Genomic DNA, 26,278 nt, shown 5'->3' with positions numbered 1-26,278 from the left:
AGAGGGGAAAGATCGCGGCGAGAACGCTATCAGGGATCATGTCGATCCCTGATAGCCCACGTTAATTTAGGTTAGTTATTTGTTTAATTGTTGTTGCGCTTTACCGGGAAGATAGCGATCGAACAGCGCTATTATCCTGTCGCTCAGTGGGGTCATTAAACACCACGGCAGCGCAATCAGCGCCACGGAGAGCGAACCGACGGCAATATCGGTGAACCAGTGAGCGCCAATCATTACGCGCGGGAAGGCAAAAACCACAAAAATAATCAGGGCTATGGCAAAGGCTTTTCTGCCGAAATAGCGAAGCATAATTGCGGAAAAAATAAGCAGCATCATGCCGTGATCGCCGGGGAAACTGTCCTTCGACGCATCTTTTGTTGGAATATGCAGCAGTTCGCTGACGCGATAAATATCGGTGAAGAAGAGCGTTGGGCTTGAACGCTTAACCGGAATAATCGCGGTTGCCAGCTGGTTAATGACAACGGCAAACAGCAGCATCACCAGACCGATAATGAGAATCCGCCGACGCCCGACTTTATCCTCTTTCAGCCAGAAAGAGAGCATCAGGCAGCCCATGGCCAGCAGCGAGAAGCCGTCGAAGGCGCGATTGTTAGTAATTGCCACCAGCCACAGGAACGCGTTGCTCTTCACCAGCTCCTGGTTGAAGAAGTGAAAAATGGCAGAATCCAGCGGGAACCAGAAACCATGATCCGCCGGGATATACCAGGAGAAGAAAAGCGCCAGACCGGCGACATTAAGCAGTAATATCAAGGGAAATCGAGTTGTCATAACGTTCTGCATAGAGTGAAAACTGGGGCAACGTTAGCCGCCCGAACTTAAACGAATCCTCAACAGGCTGGACTGGAGGGCATTCCAGTCGGCGTTAACCGCACTAATTAACTCTATACGGCTGTCAGGCGGCGCCACATTTTGCGTTTCAATAAAGAAATCCTCGCCCTGACGGTTGATCCGCACCAGCCCGTCCGGCGTGCGCATGATCCCTTTTACGCGATCGACGGGAGCCAGCCGAGCCCACTCCAGGATCCCGATGGTGTCGAAAACGGTTTCAGCATCAAAAATCCATCCGCAGGCCTGATATCCCTGACCGCTGTTCAGGTTACGACGCCAGCGCTGGTGTTCTGGCAGGCTGAGGGCAGCTAAACCCTGTTTCACCGGATGGCGATGAGCATGTTCCGCACTGGCCGGAAGTTCAGCCAGGTTCAGACGAGGAAGGTCAAGCAGGGCGCTATCAATATTCCCTTGGGTAGTCTCCACCCGCGTGCGATTGCCGCCGAAATGTTGCCACCACGCGTCCAGCGCGGCCTGGCTTTCAGCCGTGGCGCGATCTGCTTTATTCGCGACAATAACGTCAGCCGAGGCGAGCTGATCGCGGAAGTTCTCATTGGCCACCGCCTTGTCATCCAGAAGCTGACGCGGATCGAGCAGGCACAGGGTGGCGCGCAGATCGATCCACGGCTCGTAAACCGGGGCGGTCAGTAAATCGAGGATCTGCTTCGGGTGACCCAGCCCGGTGGGTTCAATCAGCAGGCGGTCAGGTTTGCCCTGACGCAGCAGGGTATTGAGCCCGACCTGCATCGGCAGGCCATTGACGCAGCACATGCATCCGCCGGGGATCTCTTTAATCATCGCGCCGCTGGATGACAGCAACGCGCCGTCAATGCCCACCTCGCCAAATTCATTGACCAGCACGGCCCATTTCTCGGCCGGATCTTTATTTGCCAGCAGGTGGAGAATTGAGGTGGTTTTACCGCTGCCGAGAAAACCGGTGATGAGGTTGGTTTTGGTCACGTGCGCTCCAGATGAGAATGGTGATGCTATAACACTGTTCTCTCTATCCTGGCGAAAAACGTGACCTGTGAGAAGGGGAAGGGCGAACGGAGGCCGCATCCGTTCGCGTTAAGCGCAATAATCGTTAAACATTTAACGTTTCGATAACAGCCTGACGCGCGCCGTGGCGGGTGATGCGCTGGTATGCCTGGCTGACAGCCTCCACAAACGCGCTGTTTTGCGCGAGATCGTGACCAAAGACCTCGCTCAGCCCCAGCAGGGCGTTAACGCGCTCGGCGTCGCTGCTGGCATTGACCATCGTGCGAATTTTATCGCTGAGGGGATCGCGAACATCAATCGCGTTGCCACGGTCGTCGGTGCCGCTGACGTAGCGTATCCAGCCGGCCACGCCCAGGGCCAGCAGCGGCCACGGTGTTTTTCGCTCAAGATGAACGCGGATCCCGTCCAGCATTCTTTGCGGAAGCTTCTGGCTACCGTCCATCGCGATTTGCCAGGTCCGATGCTGAAGTGCCGGGTTGGCAAAGCGCTCCAGCAGGCTATCGGCGTAGGCGGTGAGGTCGACATCCTTAATGCGTAATGTGGGTGCCTGCTCGTCCAGCATCAGCCGACGGGCGGCTTCGCGGAACGCAGCGTCCTCCATGCATTCATTAATATGGGCGTAGCCCGCGAGGTATCCCAGATACGCCAGGAAAGAGTGGCTGCCGTTAAGCATGCGTAATTTCATCTGCTCCCAGGGCAGAACATCCTGCACCATCTGAACGCCCGCGACCTCCCACTCCGGACGGCCGGCGACAAAATTATCTTCCACCACCCACTGAATAAACGGCTCACAGCTGATGGCGCACGGATCTTCAACGCCGAGCGCGTCGGTGATTTCCGCCAGTGAGGCGTCCGTCGCGGCGGGAACAATCCTGTCGACCATCGTCCCCGGGAAGCTTACGTGGCTATCTATCCATTCACATAGCGCCGCGGAACGCTTTTGCGCCATGCCCAGCACCGCGTTTTTTACCACGTGTCCGTTATCAGGGATATTGTCACATGAAAGCACGGTAAACGCAGGCAAGCCGCGCTCGCGGCGGCGGTGAAGCGCTTCGACCAGGATCCCGGGGGCGGAATGCGGCGCTGAGGGGTTCTCAAGATCGTGGATTATCCGGGCGTTGTGCAGATCGAGTTTTCCGGTGGCGGGATCGATGCAGTAGCCTTTCTCCGTGATGGTGAGCGACACAATAGCGACCTGCGGCTCGCAAAATTTCTCAATAATGGCAGGCAGGGAGTCCAGCTTTGCATTCAGGCATTCATGGACGGCGCCGACGATAATCGCCTCATTGCCTTCTGCACCTTTCTCCAGCACGGTGAACAGGTGGTCCTGCGCGCGCAGCTGGCTCATCAGCACGTCGCCGCTGAAGAGGCTAATCTCACAAATACCCCAGTCGCCGCCTTTTTCATTCAGCACCCGATTTGTTAACAATGCCTGGTGCGCACGGTGGAACGCGCCAAAGCCAAAATGGACGATGCGGGAGCGTAATTGCGCGCGATCGTAGCGAGGTTGCTGAATATGGGCTGGAAGGGCGGTGGAGGCAATTGTCTTCATGAGATACACACCTGATTAACCATTAATTAACAATGCCAGTGTAAAGTTATATGACAGCAAATAAAATTGGTGAGCCGTAAATATCCCCGTTCTGTGAGTTTGATCAATCAATGTGTGGCGGTATGTTGACCCTTAGCGGCAAACATGTATGGTAGTCGTCATTGCAGTAACACATATTGGTATAACAACTTAAGAGGGTGAGGCAATGGAACAAACCTGGCGTTGGTACGGGCCGAACGATCCGGTTTCTCTTGATGATGTGCGCCAGGCTGGCGCAACGGGTGTCGTCACGGCGCTGCATCATATTCCAAACGGTCAGGTATGGCCGGTTGAGGAAATTCAACAGCGTCAGGCGCTGCTGGCGGAGAAGGGGTTAACCTGGTCTGTGGTGGAAAGCATCCCGGTTCACGAAGACATCAAAACCCATTCAGGGGAGTACCAGACCTGGATTGCTAACTATCAGCAGAGCATTCGCAACCTGGCGACCTGCGGCATTGATACGGTCTGCTATAACTTTATGCCCATCCTCGACTGGACGCGTACCGATCTTGAATACCAGATGCCGGACGGTTCGAAAGCGCTGCGTTTCGACCAGATTGCCTTTGCGGCATTCGAACTGCACATTCTGAAACGCCCAGGCGCCGAAGCGGATTACACCGCGGAAGAGCAGCAGCAGGCGCTCGAATGGTTCAATGCAGCCAGTGACGCGGACATCGAAAAGCTGACCCGCAACATCATTGCTGGCCTGCCGGGGGCTGAAGAGGGGTATACCCTGGATCAGTTCCGCGCGCGCCTGGCGGAATACGGCGATATTGATAAGCACCAGCTGCGTGAAAACATGGCGCACTTCCTGCGCGCTATCGTGCCGGTTGCAGAAGAGGTCGGGGTACGCCTCGCCGTGCATCCGGACGATCCACCGCGTCCTATCCTCGGCCTGCCGCGTATCGTTTCCACCCTTGAAGATATGCAGTGGCTGAAAGAGACGGTAAACAGCATCTATAACGGCTTTACCATGTGTACCGGCTCCTACGGCGTGCGTGCGGATAACGACCTGGTGCGGATGATTGAAACCTTCGGCGATCGTATCCACTTCACGCATCTGCGCGCGACCTGCCGCGAAGAGAATCCAAAAACCTTCCACGAGGCGGCGCATCTGGGCGGCGATGTGAATATGGTAGCGGTGGTAGACGCCATTCTGGCGGAAGAGGCGCGTCGCAAGCAGGCGGGCGATGTGCGTCCTATTCCGTTCCGTCCGGATCACGGCCACCAGATGCTGGACGATCTGCGTAAGAAAACCAACCCGGGCTATTCGGCGATTGGTCGTCTTAAAGGGATGGCGGAAGTGCGCGGCGTTGAGCTGGCGCTGAAGATGACGAAGTATCCGGAGCTTCTGTAACCGGAATTGCCGGGTGGCGGCTTCGCCTTACCCGGCCTACAAAAACACAAAAACCGGCTTCAGGGCCGGTTTTTCGTAGGCCCGGTAAGCGTAGCGCCACCGGGCAAATGCCGCAATCAGTCAGCGCGACCCATATAGCGTTTTTCTTCGATATGGATACGGATTTTCTCGCCAGCGGAGAGGTATTCCGGCACCTGCACAACCAGGCCGGTCGTCAGGGTAGCCGGTTTGTTGCGGGCACTTGCTGATGCGCCCTTGATACCTGGTGCGGTTTCAACGATTTCCAGATCGACGGTCTGCGGCAGCTCCAGCGCCAGCAGCACGCCGTCCCAGGTCAGGACCTGCATGTCAGGCATGCCGCCTTCAGGGATGAACAGCAGCTCTTCTTCAATCTGATCTTTGGTGAAGATGTACGGGGTGTAATCTTCTTTGTCCATGAACACGTATTCGTTGCCGTCGATGTAGGAGAAATCAACGTAGCGACGAGTCAGGGTCACGGTATCGACGATATCGTCACCTTTAAAGCGCTCTTCCACCTTCAGGCCGGTACGCACATCGGCGAAACGCATTTTGTACAGCGTTGCTGCACCACGGGCGCTCGGGGCCTGAATGTCGATATCTTTCACAATCAGCAGTTTGCCGTTGTAATTCAGCACCATACCTTTCTTAATTTCGTTCGCTCTTGGCATTGCAGTAATCCTGTTTACGGGAGGTAAAAAATATCGCGCCAAATTACTCGCGCGCGGCCTTTCAGGCAAGAGGAATTCGTGGCTTTTGCTATCAATACGCAAAAGGTGTTACTGTGCGCGCGATGCCCGACTGCGCGGGCGATCGTCAGCGAAAGAGAGCATTTATGGATTGCCGTCCCGATTGTGGCGCGTGCTGTACTGCACCGTCCATTTCAAGCCCCATTCCAGGAATGCCGGAGGGTAAGCCTGCCAATACCCGCTGCGTCCAGCTCTCGGAAACGAATTTGTGCATGATTTTTGGCTCACCGCTGCGCCCGAAAGTCTGCTCCGGGCTTCAGCCCACTGCCGAAATGTGTGGCAGCACGCGAGGGCAGGCGATGACGTACCTTCTTGAGCTGGAAGCGCTCACCGCGCCTTAAACGTCTTTAATCCTCGCCAGGCAGCCGATCGTCAGCGTACACATCACCAGCGCAATCCAGAACACCGTGTGATAGTTCCAGATTTCGGCCACAACACCGGCCATTGAGCCCGCGATAATCCAGCCCACGCGGGTGGTATTAGTATAAAGGGTGGTGGCAGAGCCTGCCTGACCCGGCATCAGATCCTGGAAGTAGAGCATGCCTATCCCGGCGAGAATGCCAATATAGATGGCGTTCAGCAGCTGTAAAGCCAGCAACAGCCCCGGCGTATGTACCGTCAGCATACCGATATAGAACAGCAGACCGGCGATGGCGGCGATGCGCATTAAAAAACGCTTTCCGAAGCGCTTTGCGTAATAGCCCGCTATGAGCATCGTCGGGATCTCAAGCCCGGCCGCGGTGCCCATCATGATGCCCGCCAGCTTCTCCGACAGGTGCAGTTCATCAATAATAAACAGCGGCATATTGATGATATACAGGCTGTTGGTACCCCACATCAGCGTACAGATAACAAACAGGAGTAGGGCATCGCGGCGGTTGCGGCGCGGCGCTTCCAGCACGCCCGTTGTCACTTTTGGCTCTTTGCGCATGGACGGCAGGAAGAACCACACCAGCGCGCCGCACGCCACAAACGCAACGGCCGCACTCAGGTACATCACCGTAAAGCCAAAACCCATCGCCAGCGCGTAGGCCAGCGGCGGGCCAATCACCCACGCCAGTGACACCTGAGCACGCAGGACAGAGCTGAACATCACCGCTTCACGTCCGGTATGGTCCGCGTGTTCGCGGGCAAGGGCAAACAGCTGGGGGTTCGCCGTTGAGCCAAAGCTGCTCAGGAATACCCCGACGAAGAGCAGAATGAAATAGTTGCGGTTCCAGGCAAACAGAACGCAGGCCATGACCCCCAGCAGACAGCAGAAAACGATCAGGCTTTTACGATCGCCTTTTCTGTCGGATCGCCCCGCCAGAAACTGGCTGACCAGGATGCCGATGATGGCGCTTCCGGTAAAAAAGAAGCCGACCATTGCCGGGCGGACGTGAACCTCGTTTGTCAGGAATAAGCTCAATGTTGGCGTCTGTAACGCACCGGCAATGCCCGTGAAGAAGGCAACAACCAGGAATGCCGCTGAGGTCAAATCAAAGGGCTTCGGCGAGACGGCCGCAGGGGTGTTATGCATGTTTTATAATTAGCGAGTAGCAGAGAGGGGCGGAGTTTACGCCGTCAGCTAAAAAATAAACAGTGGGTGCGGTCAATGATGCCACGAAAAATCAAAATGGCATTTCAACTTACATCATACCCAGCTGACCTTAGCTGAAACTGTCTTGCTGAACTTCAGCAAAATTCAGCTGAACGAAGAAGAAATGTGCTGTATCTCTAAATTCTGAGATCGGAAATACGAGTTTACTTGCAAGACATTGCAGAAAGCGCAAGACTTTTTGAAACGTTTCAGCGCTATCTTGTTTTAACAAACGGAGCAGGCTAGCGCATTTTTTCTCATTAAAGCTGAAACGATTCAAGTTCAGCAGGAGTGGAGAACCATGTTCCAGTTATCTGTTCAGGATATCCACCCGGGCGCTCAGGCCGGGGATAAAGAAGAGGCTATTCGCCAGGTTGCCGCTGCGCTCGTGCAGGCGGGTAACGTCGCGGACGGCTATGTCAACGGCATGCTGGCCCGCGAGCAGCAGACCTCAACCTTCCTCGGCAATGGCATTGCCATTCCGCACGGCACAACCGACACCCGCGATCAGGTGTTGAAAACCGGCGTTCAGGTTTATCAGTTCCCGCAGGGCGTGCTCTGGGGCGACGGTCAGGTGGCCTACGTGGCTATCGGTATCGCGGCCAGCAGCGATGAACACTTAGGCCTGCTGCGTCAGCTGACGCATGTCCTGAGCGATGACGATGTGGCTGAACAGCTTAAGTCAGCCACCACAGCTGAAGAGCTGCGCGCCCTGCTGATGGGCGAAAAACAGAGCGAAGCGCTGAAACTGGATAATGAAACGCTGACGCTGGATGTGGCTGCCTCCGATCTGGTGACGCTGCAGGCGCTGAACGCGGGCCGTCTGAAAGAAGCCGGCGCGGCGGATGCCACGTTTGTGACGCGCGTGATTAACGATAAGCCGTTGAATCTGGGTCAGGGTATCTGGCTGAACGACAGTGCTGAAGGCAACCTGCGCAGCGCTATCGCCGTGAGCCGCGCGGCCAATGCGTTTGACGTGGAAGGCGAGCGCGCGGCCATGCTGGTGACCGTGGCGATGAATGACGATCAGCCGGTTTCCGTGCTGAAGCGTCTGGGCGATCTGCTGCTGAACAACAAAGCTGAAAAACTGCTGAACGCTGATGCCCCCACCGTGCTGGCACTGCTGACCAGTGATGATGCGCCGACTGAAGACGTGCAGACCGCTGAGTTCGTGGTACGTAACGAGCACGGCCTGCATGCCCGTCCGGGCACCATGCTGGTGAATACCATTAAACAATTCGAGAGTGAGATCACCGTGGCGAATCTTGATGGCACGGGCAAACCGGCCAACGGCCGTAGTCTGATGAAAGTTGTCGCGCTGGGCGTGAAGAAAGGCCACCGTCTGCGTTTCACCGCGCAGGGTGCCGATGCTGAACAGGCGCTGAAAGCGATTGGCGACGCCATCGCGGCGGGTCTGGGGGAGGGCGCATAATGAGCAGACGTGTTGCGACTATTACGCTGAACCCGGCTTATGACCTGGTAGGATTTTGCCCGGAAATTGAGCGCGGCGAAGTCAACCTCGTGCGTACCACTGGCCTGCATGCTGCGGGTAAAGGAATTAACGTCGCGAAAGTGCTCAAGGATCTCGGTATCGACGTCACCGTGGGTGGATTCCTCGGTAAAGATAACCAGGATGGTTTTCAGCAGCTGTTCAGCGAGCTGGGTATTGCCAACCGTTTTCAGATTGTTCAGGGCCGTACCCGCATCAACGTTAAGCTGACGGAGAAAGACGGTGAAGTGACCGATCTAAACTTCTCTGGCTTCGAAGTGACGCCGTCAGACTGGGAGCGTTTTGTTAACGACTCTCTGACCTGGCTCGGTCAGTTTGACATGGTCTGCGTCAGCGGCAGCCTGCCGTCCGGCGTCAGCCCGGAAGCGTTTACCGACTGGATGACGCGCCTGCGCAGCCAGTGCCCGTGCATCATTTTTGACAGCAGCCGCGACGCGCTGGTTGCCGGTCTGAAAGCCTCGCCGTGGCTGGTGAAGCCGAATCGCCGCGAGCTGGAGATCTGGGCGGGTCGTAAGCTGCCAGAATTAAAAGATGTGATTGACGCTGCCCATGCGCTGCGCGAGCAGGGTATCGCTCACGTGGTGATCTCTCTTGGTGCAGAAGGCGCGCTGTGGGTTAACGCGTCTGGTGAATGGATCGCCAAACCGCCGTCAATGGAAGTTGTCAGCACCGTTGGCGCAGGGGATTCCATGGTTGGCGGCCTGATTTATGGCCTGCTGATGCGTGAATCCAGTGAACATACTTTACGTCTTGCCACCGCCGTTGCTGCCCTGGCCGTAAGCCAGAGCAATGTCGGCATTACCGATCGTACCCAGTTAGCCGCGATGATGGCGCGCGTTGACTTAAAACCTTTTAACTAACAGCAGGAGAGGAATAATGAAAACGCTGCTGATCATTGACTCCGGTCTCGGACAGGCTCGCGCCTATATGGCGAAGACCTTGCTGGGCGCGGCGGCACAAAAAGCACATCTGGACATTATCGATAATCCAGGCGATGCAGAACTGGCCATTGTACTGGGCGACAAAATCCCGGCTGACAGTGCGCTGAACGGCAAAAAAGTGTGGCTGGGCGATATTAATCGCGCGGTGGCACATCCGGAACTGTTCCTGAGCGAAGCGAAAGGTCACGCGTCTGTCTACAGCGCGCCTGTCGCGACGGCACCGGCTGCGGCCACGGGCCCGAAACGCATTGTTGCGGTGACGGCCTGCCCGACGGGCGTGGCTCACACCTTTATGGCAGCTGAAGCCATTGAAACCGAAGCGAAAAAACGCGGCTGGTGGGTAAAAGTTGAAACGCGTGGCTCCGTCGGTGCCGGCAACGCTATCACCCCAGAAGAAGTGGCTGAGGCCGATCTGGTGATCGTGGCGGCGGATATCGAAGTGGACCTGGCGAAATTTGCCGGTAAGCCAATGTACCGTACGTCTACCGGCCTGGCGCTGAAAAAGACCGCGCAGGAATTTGATAAAGCGCTGGTGGAAGCGAAGCCGTATCAGGCAACCGGCGCGCGTCAAACCGCGACGGAAGGTAAGAAAGAGTCTGCAGGCGCATATCGTCATCTGTTGACCGGTGTGTCTTACATGCTGCCGATGGTGGTTGCGGGCGGTCTGTGTATTGCCCTCTCGTTCGCATTTGGTATTACCGCGTTTAAAGAGCAAGGGACGCTGGCGGCGGCGCTGATGCAGATCGGCGGTGGCTCAGCCTTCGCTCTGATGGTGCCGGTACTGGCGGGCTTTATTGCCTTCTCCATCGCTGACCGTCCTGGCCTGACGCCGGGCCTTATCGGCGGTATGCTGGCCGTAAGCACCGGTTCTGGCTTTATCGGCGGGATTATCGCGGGCTTCCTGGCCGGTTACGTCGCGAAGCTCATCAGCTCGAAGCTCAAGCTGCCGCAGAGTATGGAAGCGCTGAAACCGATTCTGATCATCCCGCTGATTTCCAGCCTGGTGGTCGGTCTGGCGATGATTTACCTGATTGGTAAGCCGGTTGCGAGCATCCTGGCGGGTCTGACCCACTGGCTGCAAACCATGGGTACCGCGAACGCGGTTCTGCTGGGTGCAATCCTCGGTGGCATGATGTGTACCGACATGGGTGGTCCGGTGAACAAAGCGGCGTACGCCTTTGGTGTTGGCCTGCTGAGTACCCAGACCTACGCACCAATGGCAGCCATCATGGCGGCAGGCATGGTGCCTCCTCTGGCGCTCGGCCTGGCGACGATTATTGCCCGTCGTAAGTTCGATAAAGCACAGCAGGAAGGCGGCAAAGCGGCGCTGGTTCTGGGCTTGTGCTTCATTACCGAAGGCGCGATTCCGTTCGCAGCACGTGACCCAATGCGCGTTCTGCCGTGCTGTATCGCGGGTGGTGCGGTAACGGGTGCAATCTCCATGGCGATTGGCGCGAAGCTGATGGCACCGCACGGCGGTCTGTTTGTGCTGCTGATCCCAGGCGCCATCACCCCGGTCCTGGGCTATCTGCTGGCCATCGTTGCCGGTACGCTGGTGGCGGGTCTCTCTTACGCGGTGCTGAAACGTCCGGAAGCGGAAGTTGTGGCAAAAGCAGCGTAAGCGATAAACAACAAAAAAGCCGGGTAGCATTACGCACCCGGCTTTTTTTATGCCGCCTGTTCAGCGGGTTGCTGTGCCTTCAGCCAGGCAATCTCTTCTGCCCAGATGTCCGGATTAATGGTTTCCAGCACCATCGGAATACCGTCGAAGCGGGCGTCCTGCATAATGAAGCGGAACGCATCGTGGCCGATGTTGCCTTCGCCCAGGCTGTGGTGGCGGTCAACGCGGCTGCCGAACGCACTTTTTGCATCGTTCAGGTGCATGCCGCGCAGGTACTTAAAGCCCACAATGCGCTCGAACTCATCAAACGTGTTTTTCGTTGCCTCGGTGGTGCGCAGGTCATAACCGGCGGCAAACGCGTGGCAGGTATCAATGCACACGCCAACGCGGGATTTATCCTCCACGCCGTCGATAATCGCCGCCAGATGTTCGAACCTAAAGCCGAGGTTGCTGCCCTGACCGGCGGTATTCTCAATCACCGCGGTGACGCCTTTGGTCTTGTCCAGCGTGATGTTAATGGACTCGGCAATACGCGCCAGGCAGGCATCTTCATCGATTTGCATCAGATGGCTACCCGGATGGAAGTTCAGCAGCGTCAGCCCCAGCTGTTCGCAGCGCTGTACTTCATCAAGAAACGCCTCGCGGGATTTTTCCAGCGCCTCTTCAACCGGGTGACCGAGGTTGATCAGGTAGCTGTCGTGGGGAAGGATTTGGCCTGGCCCGTAGTGATACTTCTCACAGGCAGCCTTGAAATCATCAATCACTTCAGCGGTGAGCGCTGCGGCGCGCCACTGGCGCTGGTTTTTGGTGAACAGGGCGAAAGCGGTCGCCTCGATTTCGGCGGCGCGAATGGCGGCATTCGCAAGGCCACCTGCAGCGCTGACGTGCGCTCCAACATATTTCATAAAAAAACTCCTGCTAACCCGAAACGCTTATGATAGCGGGTTAGCAGGAGAAGGACGAGATGGTTTATGCCATCAGGCTGTGCACCGCGAGGTTAATCGCACCGCCGCCGACAATCAGCCAGATGAAGAGCACCAGCGCCATCAGCAGCGGTTTGGCACCGGCTTTTTTCAGCGCGCTAACGTGTGTGGTGACCCCCAGTGCCGCCATGGCCATCGCCAGCAGCACGGTATCCAGCATCACCAGCATATCGACAACGGCTTTCGGCAGCAGGTGGAAGGAGTTGAAAATTGCCACCACGATAAACAGGATCGCAAACCACGGAATGGTGATTTTGCTTTTCTCGCTGTCGCCTGCCGGTGCCAGCTGCTTAACCCGCGCGGCGAGGAAAATCAGGAACGGTGCCAGCATCATCACGCGCAGCATTTTGGCAATCACCGCCGCGTTTTCAGCTTCCGGGTTAATGGCATGTCCTGCCGCCACCACCTGAGCCACTTCGTGCATGGTCGAACCGATGTAGATGCCGTAGGTTTCCGGGCTAAACCAGTGCGCCACCAGCGGATACATTGCCGGGTAGAGGAAGATCGCCAGCGTACCGAAGATCACCACCGTTGCCACCGCCACGGTCACCTTGCTGGCTTCGGCTTTTACGACGGGCTCTGTTGCCAGCACCGCCGCGGCCCCACAGATACTGCTCCCGGCACCGATCAGCCAGCTGGTTTGCTTATCCAGGCCAAAGACTTTCTGGCCGATAAAGCAGGCCAGCAAAAAGGTGCTGGTCAGGGTCAGGACGTCGATGGCAATTCCGCTCACGCCCACGTCCGCAATCTGCGAAAAGGTGAGACGGAAGCCGTAAAGGATGATCCCGAGACGCAGCAGGTGCTGTTTGGCAAAGATCACGCCGCCGTCGCAGGATTTCCAGATATGTGGGTAAACGGTATTTCCCACGACCATGCCCAGCAAAATGGCCAGCGTCAACGCGCTAAAACCCGCGCCTGCGATAGCCGGGATGCTGCCGCCCCATAATGCTACGGCGGTCACTGCTGCGCTAAGCGCGAGGCCCGGCACGAAGTGCCACACTGTACGATGATGTTGTAAGGTGATTTCTGACATAACCTTCTCCTTTGTCTGGCTAAAGGTTACGGCGCTCTGGCTTAAAAATAAAATTGATTATATACTTATAATCAATCTATATAAGTGGTAAGCAACCATGCACATTACATTGCGTCAGCTGGAAGTGTTTGCCGAGGTGCTGAAAAGCGGCTCGACGACCCAGGCGTCACAAATGCTGGCGCTCTCGCAGTCTGCGGTCAGCGCGGCGCTGACCGATCTTGAAGGACAGCTGGGCGTTCAGCTTTTCGACAGGGTAGGGAAGCGTCTGGTGGTCAACGAGCACGGTCGTCTTCTTTATCCACGCGCGCTGGCGCTGCTGGAGCAGGCTATCGAAATCGAACAGCTGTTCCGCGAAGACAACGGCGCGATCCGCGTCTATGCCAGCAGCACCATTGGGAACTACATTCTGCCGGAAGTGATTGCCCGCTACCGCCGGGATTTCCCGACCCTGCCGCTGGAGATGAGCGTGGGCAATAGCCAGGACGTTATCAACGCGGTGATCGATTTCCGCGTGGATATCGGCCTGATTGAAGGGCCGTGCCACAACGTGGATATCATTGCCGAGCCCTGGCTGGAAGATGAGCTGGTGGTGTTTGCGTCCCCAGCCTCGTCGTTATTGCAGGGCGAGGTGACGCTGGAGCGCCTGGCACAGGCGCAGTGGATCCTGCGCGAACAGGGCTCCGGCACGCGTGAAATTGTCGATTATCTGCTGCTTTCCCATCTGCCGCATTTCCAGTTAGGGATGGAGCTGGGGAACTCTGAGGCCATCAAGCACGCGGTGCGTCATGGCCTGGGGATCAGCTGTCTTTCCCGGCGCGTCATTGCCGAACAGCTTGAGACGGGGTCGCTGGTTGAAATCCCGGTTCCATTGCCGAAGCTGGTGCGCACGCTATGGTGCATCCATCACCGCCAGAAACACCTTTCCAGCTCTCTGCAGCGTTTTCTGCGCTACTGCGCCATTTAACGTTCCCCGGTGGCGCTTCGCTTACCGGGGCTACGCGCGCCTGTCACCCCACATTTTTATGCTTTACTTATAATCCTGGCCGAGTCATGAAGCTCTCTTATAACTGAGTATTTCTGCCGGAAGGAACGCGGATCGTCTGCTACAATCGCGCCTCATTTATTAAATGGACAGCATTTTCATATGGTTTCAGAAATTAAAACCACAGAAGCGCCCACGCTACGTCGTGAACTCAAGGCGCGTCACCTGACGATGATCGCCATTGGCGGCTCAATCGGTACAGGTCTTTTCGTTGCCTCTGGCGCAACGATTTCGGCAGCAGGCCCGGGTGGGGCGCTCTTCTCTTATATCCTGATTGGCCTGATGGTGTACTTCCTGATGACCAGTCTCGGCGAACTGGCCGCGTACATGCCGGTATCCGGTTCGTTCTCGACCTACGGTCAAAAATACGTTGAAGAAGGCTTTGGCTTCGCGCTGGGCTGGAACTACTGGTACAACTGGGCGGTCACTATCGCCGTTGACCTTGTCGCCGCACAGCTGGTGATGAACTGGTGGTTCCCCGATACGCCGGGCTGGATCTGGAGCGCCCTGTTCCTGGCCGTCATCTTCCTGCTGAACTACATCTCCGTGCGCGGTTTCGGCGAAGCGGAATACTGGTTCTCTTTGATCAAAGTGGCAACCGTCATCATCTTTATCGTCGTCGGTGTGGCGATGATCGTTGGTATTTTCAAAGGCGCTGAACCTGTGGGCTGGAGTAACTGGACGATAGGCGATGCGCCGTTTGCCGGTGGACTGTCGGCGATGATTGGCGTGGCGATGATTGTCGGCTTCTCCTTCCAGGGGACCGAGCTGATTGGTATCGCCGCCGGTGAGTCAGAGAACCCGGAGAAGAATATTCCACGCGCGGTTCGTCAGGTCTTCTGGCGTATCCTGCTGTTCTATGTGTTCGCGATCCTGATTATCAGCCTGATCATCCCGTACACCGATCCAAGCCTGCTGCGTAATGACGTAAAAGATATTAGCGTCAGCCCGTTCACGCTGGTCTTCCAGCACGCCGGTCTGCTTTCAGCCGCGGCAGTGATGAACGCCGTTATCCTGACGGCCGTGCTTTCAGCCGGTAACTCCGGGATGTACGCATCCACCCGTATGCTCTACACGCTGGCATGCGACGGTAAAGCACCGCGTATCTTCGCGAAGCTGTCCCGCGGTGGCGTGCCGCGTAACGCGCTGTACGCTACGACGGTGATTGCCGGTCTGTGCTTCCTGACCTCCATGTTTGGTAACCAGACGGTGTACCTGTGGCTGCTCAACACGTCCGGGATGACGGGCTTTATTGCCTGGCTGGGGATTGCCATTAGCCACTACCGTTTCCGCCGTGGCTTCGTCAAGCAGGGGCACGATATTAACTCGCTGCCGTATCGCTCCGGCTTCTTCCCGCTGGGTCCCATTTTCGCCTTCATTCTGTGCCTGATCATTACGCTTGGACAGAACTATGAAGCGTTCCTGGCGGACACCATTGACTGGGGTGCCGTCACGGCGACCTACATTGGTATTCCGCTGTTCCTCGTCATCTGGTTTGGCTACAAGCTGACGAAAGGAACAAAATTCGTTCGCTACAGTGAAATGGAATTCCCGGAACGATTTAAACAATAACCGCACTTCCTCTCTTTTAACCCGCTCATTCGAGCGGGTTTTTTTATTCCCGCAGGCTGAAACAAAGATATATTTCTTAACAATTTAATTGATAATAATTATCGTTTGCTTTATCGTTATCAAAAATAAGCGTGTCACCGACCCACCGCAGACGTGGGCGGCAGGGAAGACGCTGTGAGCAATGATGATTTGATTTAGTTGTATTTACCTCATGGAGATATGGAATGTTTAGGTTGAATCCCTTCGTCAGGGGAGGACTTTGTGCGTCCGCAATGTCCCTGGCCCTGCCTGTTATCGCAGCGGAATCCGGCGACACAATGGTTGTAACGGCCTCCGCGACCGAGCAAAACCTGAAAGACGCACCGGCAAGCATCAGCGTGATTACCCAGGAAGATTTGCAGCGCAAACCCGTTCAGAATCTGAAAGATGTGTTACGGGAGGTGCCGGGCGTTCAGCTCACGAGCGAAGGGGACAACCGTAAAGGGGTAAGTATTCGTGGACTGGACAGCAGCTATACGCTGATCCTGGTCGACGGCAAGCGCGTTAACTCGCGTAACGCAGTATTCCGCCATAATGATTTCGACCTCAACTGGGTGCCGGTTGACGCCATCGAACGCATCGAAGTGGTGCGCGGACCGATGTCTTCTCTGTACGGTTCCGATGCGCTGGGCGGCGTGGTGAACATTATCACCAAAAAAATCGGCCAGAAATGGACGGGCACCCTGAGCGCCGATTCCACGGTTCAGGAACACCGCGACCGTGGAGACACGTATAACGGCCAGTTCTATACCAGCGGTCCGCTGGTGGACGGCCTGCTGGGGCTGAAAGCCTACGGTAGCCTCGCGAAGCGTGAGAAAGACGGCCAGCAGAAATCCTCTACCACGGCGAGCGGTGAAACGCCGCGTATTGAAGGCTTCACCAGCCGCGATGCGAATGTGGAGTTCGCCTGGACTCCGTCTGAAAATCACGACTTTACGGCGGGCTACGGTTTCGACCGTCAGGATCGCGACTCGGATTCCCTCGACAAAAACCGCCTTGAGCGTCAGAACTACTCTCTCAGCCACAACGGTCGTTGGGGCGTCGGCAACAGCGAGCTGAAGGTTTACGGCGAAAAGGTGGATAACAAAAACCCGGGCAACAGCAATCCGATTACCTCCGAGAGCAACGCGGTGGACGGAAAATACGTGCTGCCGCTGGGCGAAATCAACCAGCTGCTGACCTTCGGCGGCGAATGGCGTCACGATAAGCTGAAAGATCCGGTCAACCTGACGGGCGGTTCCAGCAGCAGCACGTCGACAAGCCAGTATGCCCTGTTCCTTGAAGATGAGTGGCGTATCTTTGAACCTCTGGCGCTGACCACCGGCATCCGTATGGACGATCATGATACCTACGGCGATCACTGGAGTCCGCGAGCCTATCTGGTCTACAGCGCGACCGATACCGTAACGGTGAAAGGGGGCTGGGCCACCGCGTTTAAAGCGCCGTCGCTGCTGCAGCTGAGCCCGGACTGGGTTACCGGCTCGTGTCGCGGTGCCTGTGAGATTGTCGGTAACCCGGATCTGAAACCGGAAACCAGCGAGAGCTTCGAATTCGGTCTCTACTACAGCGGGGAAGAGGGCTGGTTAGAGGGCGTGCAGGCCAGCGTCACCACCTTCCAGAATAATGTGGATGACCGCATCAGCATCAGCCGTACGGCCAATGCGAAACAGGCCCAGGGCTACCCTAACTACGTTGGACTGAATGCGGACGGTGAACCGATTTTCCGCTACTACAACGTTAACAAGGCGCGCATCCGCGGGGTGGAGACCGAGCTGAAAGTCCCGCTGGCGGACGACTGGAAGGTGACGCTGAACTATACCTATAACGACGGTCGTGACATCAGCAACGGCGGCAACAAACCGCTGTCCGATCTGCCGTTCCATACCGCCAACGGAACCGTTGACTGGAAGGCAACGCAGGATTGGTCGTTCTATGTTCAGGGCAACTACACCGGTGAGAAACGCGCGCTGACCAGCAGTGAACCAACGCCGGGTGGCTACGTGATCTGGAATACCGGTGCGGCATGGCAGGTAACGAAAGCCGTTAAGCTGCGCGCGGGCGTGCAGAACCTGCTGGATAAAGATCTCAGCCGTGACGATTACAGCTACACGGAAGATGGCCGTCGTTACTTTGTCGGTGTGGATTATAAGTTCTGATGTAACCTTTATGCCCGGTGGCGCTTCGCTTACCGGGCCTACAAAAACCACGAATGTAGGCCGGGTAAGGCGAAGCCGCCACCCGGCAATCATCCGCACTTACCCAAACAAATGCTCCGCATGGAAGCGGAGATGATCCTCAATAAAGGACCCGATAAAGTAATAGCTGTGGTCGTATCCCGGCTGAATGCGCAGCGTCAGCGGCCAGTCCTTCTGGCGTGCCGCTTCTGCCAGCACCGCAGGCTGCAGCTGTCCGGCGAGGAACTGGTCCGCATCGCCCTGATCGATAAGCATCGGGATCGCATTTTCCGAACTGCTGGCCAGCATCAGCGCACAGCTGTCCCATTCCTGCCATTTTGCTTCATCTTCACCCAGATAGTTCGTGAAGGCTTTCTGCCCCCACGGCACCTGCGTTGGGTTCACAATTGGCGCAAATGCCGACACGCTGACGTATTTTCCCGGATTTTTTAGCGCCATGATTAGCGCCCCGTGTCCACCCATGGAGTGTCCGCTGATGGCGCAGCGATCGCTTACCGCAAACCCGGACTGAATCAGCGCGGGCAGCTCGTCGCGAATGTAATCATACATGCGGTAGTGGCGCGCCCAGGGCTGCTCGGTTGCATTCAGATAAAACCCGGCGCCTTTGCCCAGGTCGTATCCTGCATCGTCGGCCACATCATCGCCACGCGGGCTGGTATCAGGCATCACCAGCGCAATGCCCAGCTCGGCGGCAAGTCGCTGCGCGCCTGCTTTGGTGGTGAAGTTTTCGTCGTTGCAGGTCAGGCCTGACAGCCAGAACAGAACCGGTGGATTTTCCGTCGGCGGCAGGAAAATGCTGAACGTCATCGCACAGTTCAGGACGGTGGAGTCATGCCGCCAGCGCTGCTGTCGACCTTCAAAACAACGGTGCTCTTCGAGCAGTTCCATGCAGGGCTCCTTAATGAGAATGCGTATTCATAAAAACCATAATACAGCCTTTTCATTGACCTGTGAGTAACTTTCACTTTCGCCAGGCGGCGAGATGCTGCATCATAAATTTACTTTTATTTAACAATTGGAGCCGTCATGGCGCTGCGTATTGCGCTCAGTGGGTTTGTCGTTCTGGTGGTGGCGATGGGGATAGGGCGCTTTGCCTTTACGCCTCAGGTGCCGCTCATGATTGCTGCTGGGCAGCTTACGCTGACCAGCGCGGGTCTGGTCGCGGCGATGAATTATCTGGGCTATCTGGTGGGCGCATGGGATGCCATGCGCGCGCACCGCTTTGTGGAAACGCGCCTCTGGCTTGGCATCACCGGTGCGGTTGCGCTGACGCTGCTCTCCGCGGCGGCGGATAACGCCGTCGTGCACGGCCTGCTGCGCTTCGTGATTGGCTGCATGAGCGGCTGGTCGATGGTACTCATTGCCGCCTGGACCAACGAACGGCTGGGGCAGCTGGGTAAACCGGGCCTGAGCGCTGCGGTGTTTGCCGGACCGGGCGCGGGCATTGCCCTGAGCGGGCTGCTCGCCGTCTATATCCAGGCAAAATCCCTTTCGGCCGGGGCGGCATGGCAAATCTACGGCGTGCTGGCGCTGGTGCTGATTGCGCTGGTGGCGCGCTACCTTCCGCGATCCGGCCAGCTCCATCGCCCCGGCACCGCGCCGGAGCCGCTGGTGCTGACGGCGGATTTAAAGCGCCTGGTCTGGAGCTACAGCCTGGCCGGGTTTGGCTATATCCTCCCGGCGACCTTCCTGTCGCAAATGGCGGCGGTGCGTTTTCCCGGCAGCCTGTTTGCCCAGTTTGTCTGGCCGATTTTTGGCATCGCCGCCGTGGTGGGCATTGCGCTCAGTATTCTTTTACGCCACACCTCAACGGCTAACCGCAGGCTGGCTATCGTGCTGTGGTTACAGGGTGCTGGCGTGCTGGCGGCCTGGCTGCTGCCGGGGATTGGCGGTTTGCTGACGGGCGGGCTGCTGGTGGGTGGCGGCTTCTTGTGTGCCGTGCAGCTCTCTCTTTTATACGGTCGCGAGCTGGCGCCAAACCACACGCGCTATATGGCAGGCCTGCTCACCACCGGGTATGCGATTGGGCAATTGATCGGCCCGATGACCTCGGCGTTATCAACCTGGCTTACCCACCGGCTGGAGCCCGCGCTGGGGCTGGCGGGCGTTGCGCTGTTCGTCGGGGGAGCCCTGGTCTGGAATCGTCGCGCTGAAAGGCAACAGCAATTGCAATAATTATCGTCGTGAATACTGGATTATGTGCGCCGCCTCACGCACAATGAGCGCATACTTTTGCCACAACGAGGGCAAAAGACGCCACACCTGCAGGAGAACAAAATGTCATCACTCAGTAAAGAAGCTGCCCTGGTCCACGAAGCCCTGGTTGCGCGCGGTCTTGAAACGCCACTGCGTCCGCCCGTACAGGATTTGGACAATGAAACCCGCAAGCGTCTGATTGCCGGTCATATGACCGATATCATGGAGCTGCTGAATCTCGATCTGAGTGACGACAGTCTGATGGAGACGCCGCACCGCATCGCGAAAATGTACGTCGACGAAATTTTCTCCGGGCTGGACTACGCCAACTTCCCGAAAATCACCGTCATTGAAAACAAGATGAAAGTGGATGAGATGGTGACGGTACGCGATATCACGCTGACCAGCACCTGCGAACACCATTTTGTGACCATCGACGGTAAAGCGACCGTGGCGTATATCCCAAAAGATACGGTGATTGGCCTGTCGAAGATCAACCGCATCGTGCAGTTCTTTGCCCAGCGTCCGCAGGTGCAGGAGCGTCTGACGCAGCAGATCCTGACCGCGCTGCAAACGCTGCTGGGCACCAATAACGTGGCCGTCTCTATCGACGCGGTTCACTACTGCGTGAAGGCGCGCGGCGTGCGTGATGCAACCAGTGCGACCACAACAACCTCGCTGGGCGGCCTGTTTAAATCGAGCCAGAATACCCGCCAGGAGTTCCTGCGCGCGGTACGTCACCACAACTAAGTCTTACAGGGCAGGAACCATGGAGCGAAACGTCACGCTCGATTTTGTTCGCGGCGTCGCCATTCTCGGTATCCTGCTGCTTAATATCAGCGCCTTCGGTCTGCCGAAGGCGGCTTATCTCAATCCTGCCTGGTATGGCGACATCACACGCAGTGATGCCTGGACGTGGGCCGTCCTCGATCTCTTCGCGCAGGTTAAATTCCTCACCCTGTTTGCCCTGCTGTTTGGCGCAGGTTTGCAACTGCTGCTTAAACGCGGTACGCGCTGGATCCAGTCGCGCCTGACGCTACTGGTTCTCCTCGGCTTTATCCACGGCCTGTTCTTCTGGGATGGCGATATTCTTCTCGCGTATGGGTTAGTCGGGCTTATCTGCTGGCGTCTCATTCGCGATGCGCACAGCGTAAAAAGCCTGTTTAACACCGGCGCGATGCTCTACGTCATGGGGCTTGCCGTATTGCTGCTGCTGGGGATGATCTCCGGCGAGGCGACAAACCGTTCCTGGATCCCGGATGCCGCTAACCTGCAGTACGAACAGTACTGGAAGCTGAAGGGCGGTACGGAAGCGATAAGCAACCGCGCGGATATGCTGGGGGATAACCTCCTTGCGCTGGGGGCGCAATACGGCTGGCAGCTGGCGGGCATGATGCTGATGGGCGCGTCACTGATGCGCACCGGCTGGCTGAAAGGCGAATTCAGCCTGCGTCACTATCGGCGAACGGGTGCCGGGCTGGTGCTGCTCGGCGTGCTGATTAACCTCCCGGCGGTCATTACGCAGTGGCACATCCACTGGGATTACCGCTGGTGCGCATTCCTGCTCCAGGTGCCACGCGAGCTGAGCGCACCGTTCCAGACCATCGGCTACGCGGCGCTGATCTATGGCTTCTGGCCAACGCTTTCCCGCCTGTGGATCGTCAGCGCCATCGCCTGCGTGGGCCGCATGGCGTTGAGCAATTACCTCCTGCAAACACTGATATGCACCACGCTTTTCTATCGCTTTGGCCTGTTTATGAAATTCGACCGCCTCGCGCTGCTGGCGTTTGTTATCCCGGTCTGGGTGATTAACCTGGCGTTTTCTGTTCTCTGGCTACGTTACTTCCGCCAGGGACCGCTGGAGTGGGTGTGGCGTCAGTTAACCGCACATGCTTCAGGGGTATCATTGAGGAACACATCCAGATAACGATCTGGATCACAATCATTAACAAAACGGATGTAAGCGTTTTCATGAGTGTGAGCTTCTTCACGTAGTCCCCTTCCTCTCGCTGCCAAAATAGCCACCTTGCTAAACACAGGGGGTGTCTGTGAGTTGCTGCAATCCTTTGAAGGATGGTGAATATGATCACCATTCGTGACGTCGCCCGTCAGGCGGGCGTTTCCGTGGCTACCGTCTCACGCGTGCTCAACAAAAGCGCGCTGGTCAGCCCTGAAACCCGTGAAACCGTAATGAAAGCCGTGACCCAGCTCGGGTACCGGCCAAATGCCAATGCGCAGGCGCTTGCGACGCAGGTCAGCGACACCATCGGCGTGGTGGTGATGGATGTATCGGATGCCTTTTTCGGCGCGCTGGTGAAAGCGGTCGACGTGGTCGCCCAGCAGCATCAGAAATACGTCCTGATCGGCAATAGCTATCATGAGGCGGAAAAAGAGCGCCACGCCATCGAAGTGCTGATTCGCCAGCGCTGTAACGCCTTGATTGTCCACTCAAAAGCCTTGAGTGATGAAGAGCTAACCGGCTTTATGGATCAGATCCCGGGCATGGTGCTGATCAACCGCATCGTTCCCGGCTATGCCCATCGCTGCGTCGGGTTGGATAACGTCAGCGGCGCCATGATGGCCACGAAGATGCTCATCAACAACGGGCATCAGCGGATCGGTTATCTGGCCTCCAGCCATCATATTGAAGATGACGACCTGCGGCGCGAGGGGTGGCAAAACGCCCTGAAAGAGCACGGCATTACGCCGTCAGAAAGCTGGACGGGCACCGGTACGCCGGACATGCAGGGCGGTGAGGCGGCAATGGTCGAGCTGCTGGGGCGCAACCTGCAGCTTACTGCGGTGTTTGCCTATAACGACAGCATGGCGGCAGGGGCCCTGACGGCGCTGAAAGATAACGGCATTGCGGTGCCGCAGCATTTGTCACTCATTGGCTTTGATGATATTCCGATTGCCCGTTACACCGACCCGCAGCTGACCACGGTGCGCTACCCCATTGCCTCTATGGCAAAACTGGCGACTGAGCTGGCGTTACAGGGGGCGGCAGGGCTGCTGGATCCGGGCGCAACGCACTGTTTCATGCCGACTTTAGTGCGTCGTCACTCCGTCGCGGCCCGGCAAATTGTGGTTCCGATCACTAACTGATCACATCAGGTGATGTAACCGTTTTCAATCTGTGAGTAAATTCACAGTATCTTAACAAGGCGCTGACTATGATGTCAGCGTTTTAGGAGCTGAAACGCTATGTAACGGTGATTATTCACTTTCACTATAGCCAACGTGCCGCAAACAACGAATAAAACGCATTTCTGGAGCGTTACCGAACACGGAAGATAGAAATTTTATAAGTGAACTTCGGCTGTCAGTAACGTTTTATTAACACCTGCCCGCCGATCGTTATTCACAAGAACTACCCTGCATAAAAAAACCGGAGATACCATGAATAAGAAGGTGTTGACCCTGTCTGCTGTAATGGCAAGCATGCTTTTTGGTGCAGCAGCGCACGCTGCGGATACCCGTATTGGTGTGACCATCTATAAATACGACGACAACTTCATGTCTGTTGTGCGTAAAGCAATTGAGAAAGATGCGAAAGCAGCGCCAGACGTTCAGCTGCTGATGAACGACTCCCAGAACGACCAGTCCAAACAGAACGACCAGATCGACGTTCTGCTGGCGAAAGGCGTGAAAGCCCTGGCCATCAACCTGGTTGACCCGGCTGCAGCAGGCACGGTTATTGAAAAAGCGCGCGGCCAGAACGTGCCAATCGTCTTCTTCAACAAAGAACCTTCCCGTAAGGCGCTGGATAGCTATGACAAAGCGTTTTACGTCGGTACCGACTCCAAAGAGTCCGGTATTATTCAGGGCGATCTGATCGCCAAACACTGGGCGGCGAACCCGAACTGGGACCTGAACAAAGACGGTCAAATTCAGTTCGTGCTGCTGAAAGGCGAACCAGGACACCCGGATGCTGAAGCCCGTACCACTTACGTTATCAAAGAGCTGAACGACAAGGGTCTGAAAACCCAGCAGCTGGCGTTAGATACCGCGATGTGGGATACCGCTCAGGCGAAAGATAAGATGGACGCGTGGCTGTCCGGCCCTAACGCGAACAAAATCGAAGTGGTTATCGCCAACAACGATGCGATGGCAATGGGTGCGGTAGAAGCGCTGAAAGCGCACAACAAATCCTCCATTCCTGTGTTCGGTGTGGATGCGCTGCCTGAAGCACTTGCGCTGGTTAAATCTGGTGCAATGGCCGGTACCGTTCTGAACGATGCCAACAACCAGGCGAAAGCGACCTTCGATCTGGCGAAAAACCTGGCCGACGGTAAAGGTGCGGCTGATGGCACCAACTGGAAAATTGAAAACAAAATCGTTCGCGTACCTTACGTGGGCGTAGACCAGTCCAACCTGGCTGAGTTTATCGGTAAATAAGTTAGTTGTTATGTCTCCACTGGGCGCAATTCGTTGCGCCCATTTATAACGCGATATGCGAGGCCAACAAGGTATAATTATGGTCAGCACAAATACTCAGTCGTCCGGTGAATACTTGTTGGAAATGAGCGGGATCAACAAGTCCTTTCCCGGTGTTAAGGCACTCGATAATGTTAATTTAAAAGTGCGTCCTCACTCTATTCACGCCTTAATGGGTGAGAACGGTGCGGGTAAATCAACATTATTAAAATGTCTTTTTGGGATCTATCAAAAAGATTCTGGCAGCATTCTTTTTCAGGGGAAAGAGATCGATTTCCATTCAGCGAAAGAAGCACTGGAAAACGGTATCTCGATGGTTCACCAGGAATTAAACCTGGTGCTGCAGCGTTCAGTCATGGATAACATGTGGTTGGGGCGTTATCCAACCAAGGGTGTCTTTGTCGACCAGGACAAAATGTATCGCGACACCAAAGCGATTTTCGATGAGCTGGATATTGATATCGATCCGCGCGCCCGCGTGGGAACATTATCCGTCTCCCAGATGCAGATGATCGAAATCGCCAAAGCGTTCTCCTATGATGCGAAAATCGTCATCATGGACGAACCGACATCGTCATTAACGGAAAAAGAGGTTAATCACCTTTTTACCATTATTCGTAAGCTAAAAGATCGCGGCTGCGGCATTGTGTATATCTCCCACAAAATGGAAGAGATCTTCCAGCTGTGCGATGAGATCACCATCCTGCGCGACGGTCAGTGGATTGCCACGCAGCCGCTGGAAGGGCTGGACATGGACAAGATCATCGCCATGATGGTCGGCCGTTCTCTGAACCAGCGCTTCCCGGACAAAGAAAACAAGCCGGGCGAAGTGATCCTGGAAGTGCGCAATCTGACCTCGTTACGCCAGCCGTCCATCCGCGATGTCTCCTTCGACCTGCACAAGGGTGAAATCCTGGGGATTGCCGGTCTGGTCGGTGCAAAACGCACCGATATCGTGGAAACCCTGTTTGGCATCCGTGAGAAAGCGCAGGGCACCATTACGCTGCACGGAAAGAAAATTAACAACCACAACGCCAACGAAGCCATTAATAATGGTTTTGCGCTGGTGACGGAAGAGCGTCGTTCGACCGGTATTTATGCCTATCTGGATATTAACTTTAACTCGTTAATTTCTAACATTCGCAATTACAAAAACAAAGTCGGACTGCTGGATAACTCCCGCATGAAGAGCGATACCCAATGGGTCATTGACTCCATGCGCGTGAAAACGCCAGGACACCGCACCCAAATTGGTTCGCTGTCAGGCGGTAACCAGCAGAAAGTCATTATCGGACGTTGGTTATTAACCCAGCCAGAAATTCTGATGCTGGATGAACCAACCCGCGGTATTGACGTCGGCGCGAAGTTTGAAATTTATCAGCTGATTGCCGAGCTGGCGAAAAAGAATAAAGGGATCATTATTATTTCTTCCGAAATGCCGGAATTGTTAGGGATCACAGATCGTATTCTGGTTATGAGCAATGGTCTCGTTGCCGGTATTGTTGACACCAAAACGACAACGCAAAACGAAATTTTGCGTCTTGCGTCTTTGCACCTTTAAGATCAG

General features: G+C 56.1%; 22 protein-coding genes. 14 read left to right on the top strand and 8 right to left on the bottom strand.

What is annotated here, in order from left to right:
* Positions 1 to 75 precede the first annotated feature (75 nt).
* The 3 genes from AC2TE5_RS15305 to AC2TE5_RS15295 all read right to left on the bottom strand — a co-directional run bounded on the left by AC2TE5_RS15305 (position 76) and on the right by AC2TE5_RS15295 (position 3,400).
* Positions 76 to 789, bottom strand: a complete 714-nt coding sequence (locus AC2TE5_RS15305) for a phosphatase PAP2 family protein (protein WP_213328176.1) — start codon at positions 787 to 789, stop codon at positions 76 to 78.
* A 33-nt stretch (positions 790 to 822) separates the two neighbouring features.
* Positions 823 to 1,809: a CobW family GTP-binding protein gene (locus AC2TE5_RS15300; protein ID WP_484611945.1), complete on the bottom strand. Its 987-nt coding sequence runs from the start codon at positions 1,807 to 1,809 to the stop codon at positions 823 to 825.
* 124 nt (positions 1,810 to 1,933) lie between these two features.
* On the bottom strand, positions 1,934 to 3,400 hold the full coding sequence (locus tag AC2TE5_RS15295; protein WP_484611944.1) for a mannitol dehydrogenase family protein: 1,467 nt from the start codon (positions 3,398 to 3,400) through the stop codon (positions 1,934 to 1,936).
* Between the two features lie 205 nt (positions 3,401 to 3,605).
* Here AC2TE5_RS15295 and uxuA point away from each other — a divergent pair, with 205 nt between their 5' ends.
* Positions 3,606 to 4,796, top strand: coding sequence for a mannonate dehydratase (uxuA, locus tag AC2TE5_RS15290; protein ID WP_213328179.1), 1,191 nt, complete (start codon positions 3,606 to 3,608; stop codon positions 4,794 to 4,796).
* Between the two features lie 116 nt (positions 4,797 to 4,912).
* Here the strand turns inward: uxuA and yeiP are convergent, their stop codons facing one another.
* Entirely contained in the window at positions 4,913 to 5,485 is a 573-nt protein-coding gene (gene yeiP / locus AC2TE5_RS15285; protein ID WP_008500940.1) for an elongation factor P-like protein YeiP, read from the bottom strand.
* A 164-nt stretch (positions 5,486 to 5,649) separates the two neighbouring features.
* On the opposite strand from yeiP, the gene AC2TE5_RS15280 reads away from it, so the two are divergent.
* A complete protein-coding gene (locus tag AC2TE5_RS15280) occupies positions 5,650 to 5,904 on the top strand; it encodes a YkgJ family cysteine cluster protein (protein ID WP_023312483.1) in 255 nt (84 codons plus the stop codon).
* Here the strand turns inward: AC2TE5_RS15280 and setB are convergent.
* Positions 5,901 to 7,082 (bottom strand): sugar efflux transporter SetB, encoded by a 1,182-nt coding sequence (gene setB / locus AC2TE5_RS15275; protein ID WP_032658989.1) that lies wholly within the window; start codon positions 7,080 to 7,082, stop codon positions 5,901 to 5,903. The two genes, AC2TE5_RS15280 and setB, sit on opposite strands and share 4 nt — an antisense overlap.
* Before the next feature lie 361 nt (positions 7,083 to 7,443).
* Between setB and fruB the strand changes: the two genes are divergently transcribed.
* Genes fruB through fruA form a run of 3 tightly spaced genes read left to right on the top strand, consistent with a single transcriptional unit; the run spans position 7,444 to position 11,214 of the window.
* Positions 7,444 to 8,574, top strand: a complete 1,131-nt coding sequence (fruB, locus tag AC2TE5_RS15270) for a fused PTS fructose transporter subunit IIA/HPr protein (RefSeq protein ID WP_484611943.1) — start codon at positions 7,444 to 7,446, stop codon at positions 8,572 to 8,574.
* Positions 8,574 to 9,512 (top strand): 1-phosphofructokinase, encoded by a 939-nt coding sequence (gene fruK / locus AC2TE5_RS15265; protein WP_023312480.1) that lies wholly within the window; start codon positions 8,574 to 8,576, stop codon positions 9,510 to 9,512. The genes fruB and fruK overlap by 1 nt, the downstream gene beginning before the upstream one ends.
* Before the next feature lie 16 nt (positions 9,513 to 9,528).
* On the top strand, positions 9,529 to 11,214 hold the full coding sequence (fruA, locus tag AC2TE5_RS15260) for a PTS fructose transporter subunit IIBC (RefSeq protein ID WP_484611942.1): 1,686 nt from the start codon (positions 9,529 to 9,531) through the stop codon (positions 11,212 to 11,214).
* Positions 11,215 to 11,261: 47 nt separating this feature from the next.
* Here the strand turns inward: fruA and nfo are convergent, their stop codons facing one another.
* Entirely contained in the window at positions 11,262 to 12,119 is an 858-nt protein-coding gene (nfo, locus tag AC2TE5_RS15255) for a deoxyribonuclease IV (protein WP_213328180.1), read from the bottom strand.
* Positions 12,120 to 12,183: 64 nt separating this feature from the next.
* Positions 12,184 to 13,230: a YeiH family protein gene (locus tag AC2TE5_RS15250; protein ID WP_484611941.1), complete on the bottom strand. Its 1,047-nt coding sequence runs from the start codon at positions 13,228 to 13,230 to the stop codon at positions 12,184 to 12,186.
* A 97-nt stretch (positions 13,231 to 13,327) separates the two neighbouring features.
* On the opposite strand from AC2TE5_RS15250, the gene yieE reads away from it, so the two are divergent.
* From yieE to cirA, 3 genes are all read left to right on the top strand, one after another.
* The gene (gene yieE / locus AC2TE5_RS15245) at positions 13,328 to 14,194 is read left to right on the top strand and encodes a DNA-binding transcriptional regulator YeiE (protein ID WP_023312476.1); all 867 of its coding nucleotides are present in this window, start codon (positions 13,328 to 13,330) and stop codon (positions 14,192 to 14,194) included.
* Positions 14,195 to 14,374: 180 nt separating this feature from the next.
* Positions 14,375 to 15,844 carry an amino acid permease gene (locus AC2TE5_RS15240; RefSeq protein WP_029740408.1) on the top strand — a complete coding sequence of 490 codons (1,470 nt, stop codon included), beginning with the start codon at positions 14,375 to 14,377 and terminating at the stop codon, positions 15,842 to 15,844.
* 224 nt (positions 15,845 to 16,068) lie between these two features.
* Positions 16,069 to 18,039 carry a catecholate siderophore receptor CirA gene (gene cirA / locus AC2TE5_RS15235; protein WP_213328183.1) on the top strand — a complete coding sequence of 657 codons (1,971 nt, stop codon included), beginning with the start codon at positions 16,069 to 16,071 and terminating at the stop codon, positions 18,037 to 18,039.
* 99 nt (positions 18,040 to 18,138) lie between these two features.
* Here the strand turns inward: cirA and fghA are convergent, their stop codons facing one another.
* Positions 18,139 to 18,966, bottom strand: coding sequence for an S-formylglutathione hydrolase (fghA, locus tag AC2TE5_RS15230; RefSeq protein WP_484611940.1), 828 nt, complete (start codon positions 18,964 to 18,966; stop codon positions 18,139 to 18,141).
* 138 nt (positions 18,967 to 19,104) lie between these two features.
* On the opposite strand from fghA, the gene AC2TE5_RS15225 reads away from it, so the two are divergent.
* The 6 genes from AC2TE5_RS15225 to mglA all read left to right on the top strand — a co-directional run bounded on the left by AC2TE5_RS15225 (position 19,105) and on the right by mglA (position 26,272).
* Entirely contained in the window at positions 19,105 to 20,253 is a 1,149-nt protein-coding gene (locus AC2TE5_RS15225) for a YbfB/YjiJ family MFS transporter (RefSeq protein WP_032658970.1), read from the top strand.
* A gap of 102 nt (positions 20,254 to 20,355) precedes the next feature.
* Positions 20,356 to 21,024, top strand: coding sequence for a GTP cyclohydrolase I FolE (gene folE / locus AC2TE5_RS15220; RefSeq protein WP_008500927.1), 669 nt, complete (start codon positions 20,356 to 20,358; stop codon positions 21,022 to 21,024).
* A 19-nt stretch (positions 21,025 to 21,043) separates the two neighbouring features.
* Positions 21,044 to 22,201: a DUF418 domain-containing protein YeiB gene (yeiB, locus tag AC2TE5_RS15215; RefSeq protein ID WP_484611939.1), complete on the top strand. Its 1,158-nt coding sequence runs from the start codon at positions 21,044 to 21,046 to the stop codon at positions 22,199 to 22,201.
* A gap of 155 nt (positions 22,202 to 22,356) precedes the next feature.
* A complete protein-coding gene (gene galS / locus AC2TE5_RS15210) occupies positions 22,357 to 23,379 on the top strand; it encodes an HTH-type transcriptional regulator GalS (protein WP_484611938.1) in 1,023 nt (340 codons plus the stop codon).
* Positions 23,380 to 23,673: 294 nt separating this feature from the next.
* Positions 23,674 to 24,672: a galactose/glucose ABC transporter substrate-binding protein MglB gene (mglB, locus tag AC2TE5_RS15205; protein ID WP_063143782.1), complete on the top strand. Its 999-nt coding sequence runs from the start codon at positions 23,674 to 23,676 to the stop codon at positions 24,670 to 24,672.
* A gap of 79 nt (positions 24,673 to 24,751) precedes the next feature.
* Complete coding sequence (mglA, locus tag AC2TE5_RS15200) at positions 24,752 to 26,272, top strand: galactose/methyl galactoside ABC transporter ATP-binding protein MglA (RefSeq protein ID WP_029740402.1); 1,521 nt, start codon at positions 24,752 to 24,754, stop codon at positions 26,270 to 26,272.
* Positions 26,273 to 26,278 lie beyond the last annotated feature (6 nt).

This window comes from Enterobacter sp. N5-15 (assembly GCF_057221635.1).
Note: the sequence above shows the minus strand (reverse complement) of the source record. Positions and strands in the feature narration are given on the sequence as shown.

Bases quoted from the DNA above. Each gene is read 5' to 3' on its own strand.
- galS (WP_484611938.1), top strand. From the start codon at position 22,357: ATGATCACCATTCGTGACGTCGCCCGTCAGGCGGGCGTTTCCGTGGCT.
- AC2TE5_RS15295 (WP_484611944.1), bottom strand. From the start codon at position 3,400: ATGAAGACAATTGCCTCCACCGCCCTTCCAGCCCATATTCAGCAACCT.
- AC2TE5_RS15280 (WP_023312483.1), top strand. From the start codon at position 5,650: ATGGATTGCCGTCCCGATTGTGGCGCGTGCTGTACTGCACCGTCCATT.
- nfo (WP_213328180.1), bottom strand. From the start codon at position 12,119: ATGAAATATGTTGGAGCGCACGTCAGCGCTGCAGGTGGCCTTGCGAAT.
- yeiP (WP_008500940.1), bottom strand. From the start codon at position 5,485: ATGCCAAGAGCGAACGAAATTAAGAAAGGTATGGTGCTGAATTACAAC.
- uxuA (WP_213328179.1), top strand. From the start codon at position 3,606: ATGGAACAAACCTGGCGTTGGTACGGGCCGAACGATCCGGTTTCTCTT.
- fruB (WP_484611943.1), top strand. From the start codon at position 7,444: ATGTTCCAGTTATCTGTTCAGGATATCCACCCGGGCGCTCAGGCCGGG.
- yeiB (WP_484611939.1), top strand. From the start codon at position 21,044: ATGGAGCGAAACGTCACGCTCGATTTTGTTCGCGGCGTCGCCATTCTC.
- cirA (WP_213328183.1), top strand. From the start codon at position 16,069: ATGTTTAGGTTGAATCCCTTCGTCAGGGGAGGACTTTGTGCGTCCGCA.
- mglB (WP_063143782.1), top strand. From the start codon at position 23,674: ATGAATAAGAAGGTGTTGACCCTGTCTGCTGTAATGGCAAGCATGCTT.
- AC2TE5_RS15250 (WP_484611941.1), bottom strand. From the start codon at position 13,230: ATGTCAGAAATCACCTTACAACATCATCGTACAGTGTGGCACTTCGTG.
- fruA (WP_484611942.1), top strand. From the start codon at position 9,529: ATGAAAACGCTGCTGATCATTGACTCCGGTCTCGGACAGGCTCGCGCC.
- fghA (WP_484611940.1), bottom strand. From the start codon at position 18,966: ATGGAACTGCTCGAAGAGCACCGTTGTTTTGAAGGTCGACAGCAGCGC.
- AC2TE5_RS15240 (WP_029740408.1), top strand. From the start codon at position 14,375: ATGGTTTCAGAAATTAAAACCACAGAAGCGCCCACGCTACGTCGTGAA.
- AC2TE5_RS15225 (WP_032658970.1), top strand. From the start codon at position 19,105: ATGGCGCTGCGTATTGCGCTCAGTGGGTTTGTCGTTCTGGTGGTGGCG.
- yieE (WP_023312476.1), top strand. From the start codon at position 13,328: ATGCACATTACATTGCGTCAGCTGGAAGTGTTTGCCGAGGTGCTGAAA.
- fruK (WP_023312480.1), top strand. From the start codon at position 8,574: ATGAGCAGACGTGTTGCGACTATTACGCTGAACCCGGCTTATGACCTG.
- AC2TE5_RS15305 (WP_213328176.1), bottom strand. From the start codon at position 789: ATGACAACTCGATTTCCCTTGATATTACTGCTTAATGTCGCCGGTCTG.
- folE (WP_008500927.1), top strand. From the start codon at position 20,356: ATGTCATCACTCAGTAAAGAAGCTGCCCTGGTCCACGAAGCCCTGGTT.
- setB (WP_032658989.1), bottom strand. From the start codon at position 7,082: ATGCATAACACCCCTGCGGCCGTCTCGCCGAAGCCCTTTGATTTGACC.
- mglA (WP_029740402.1), top strand. From the start codon at position 24,752: ATGGTCAGCACAAATACTCAGTCGTCCGGTGAATACTTGTTGGAAATG.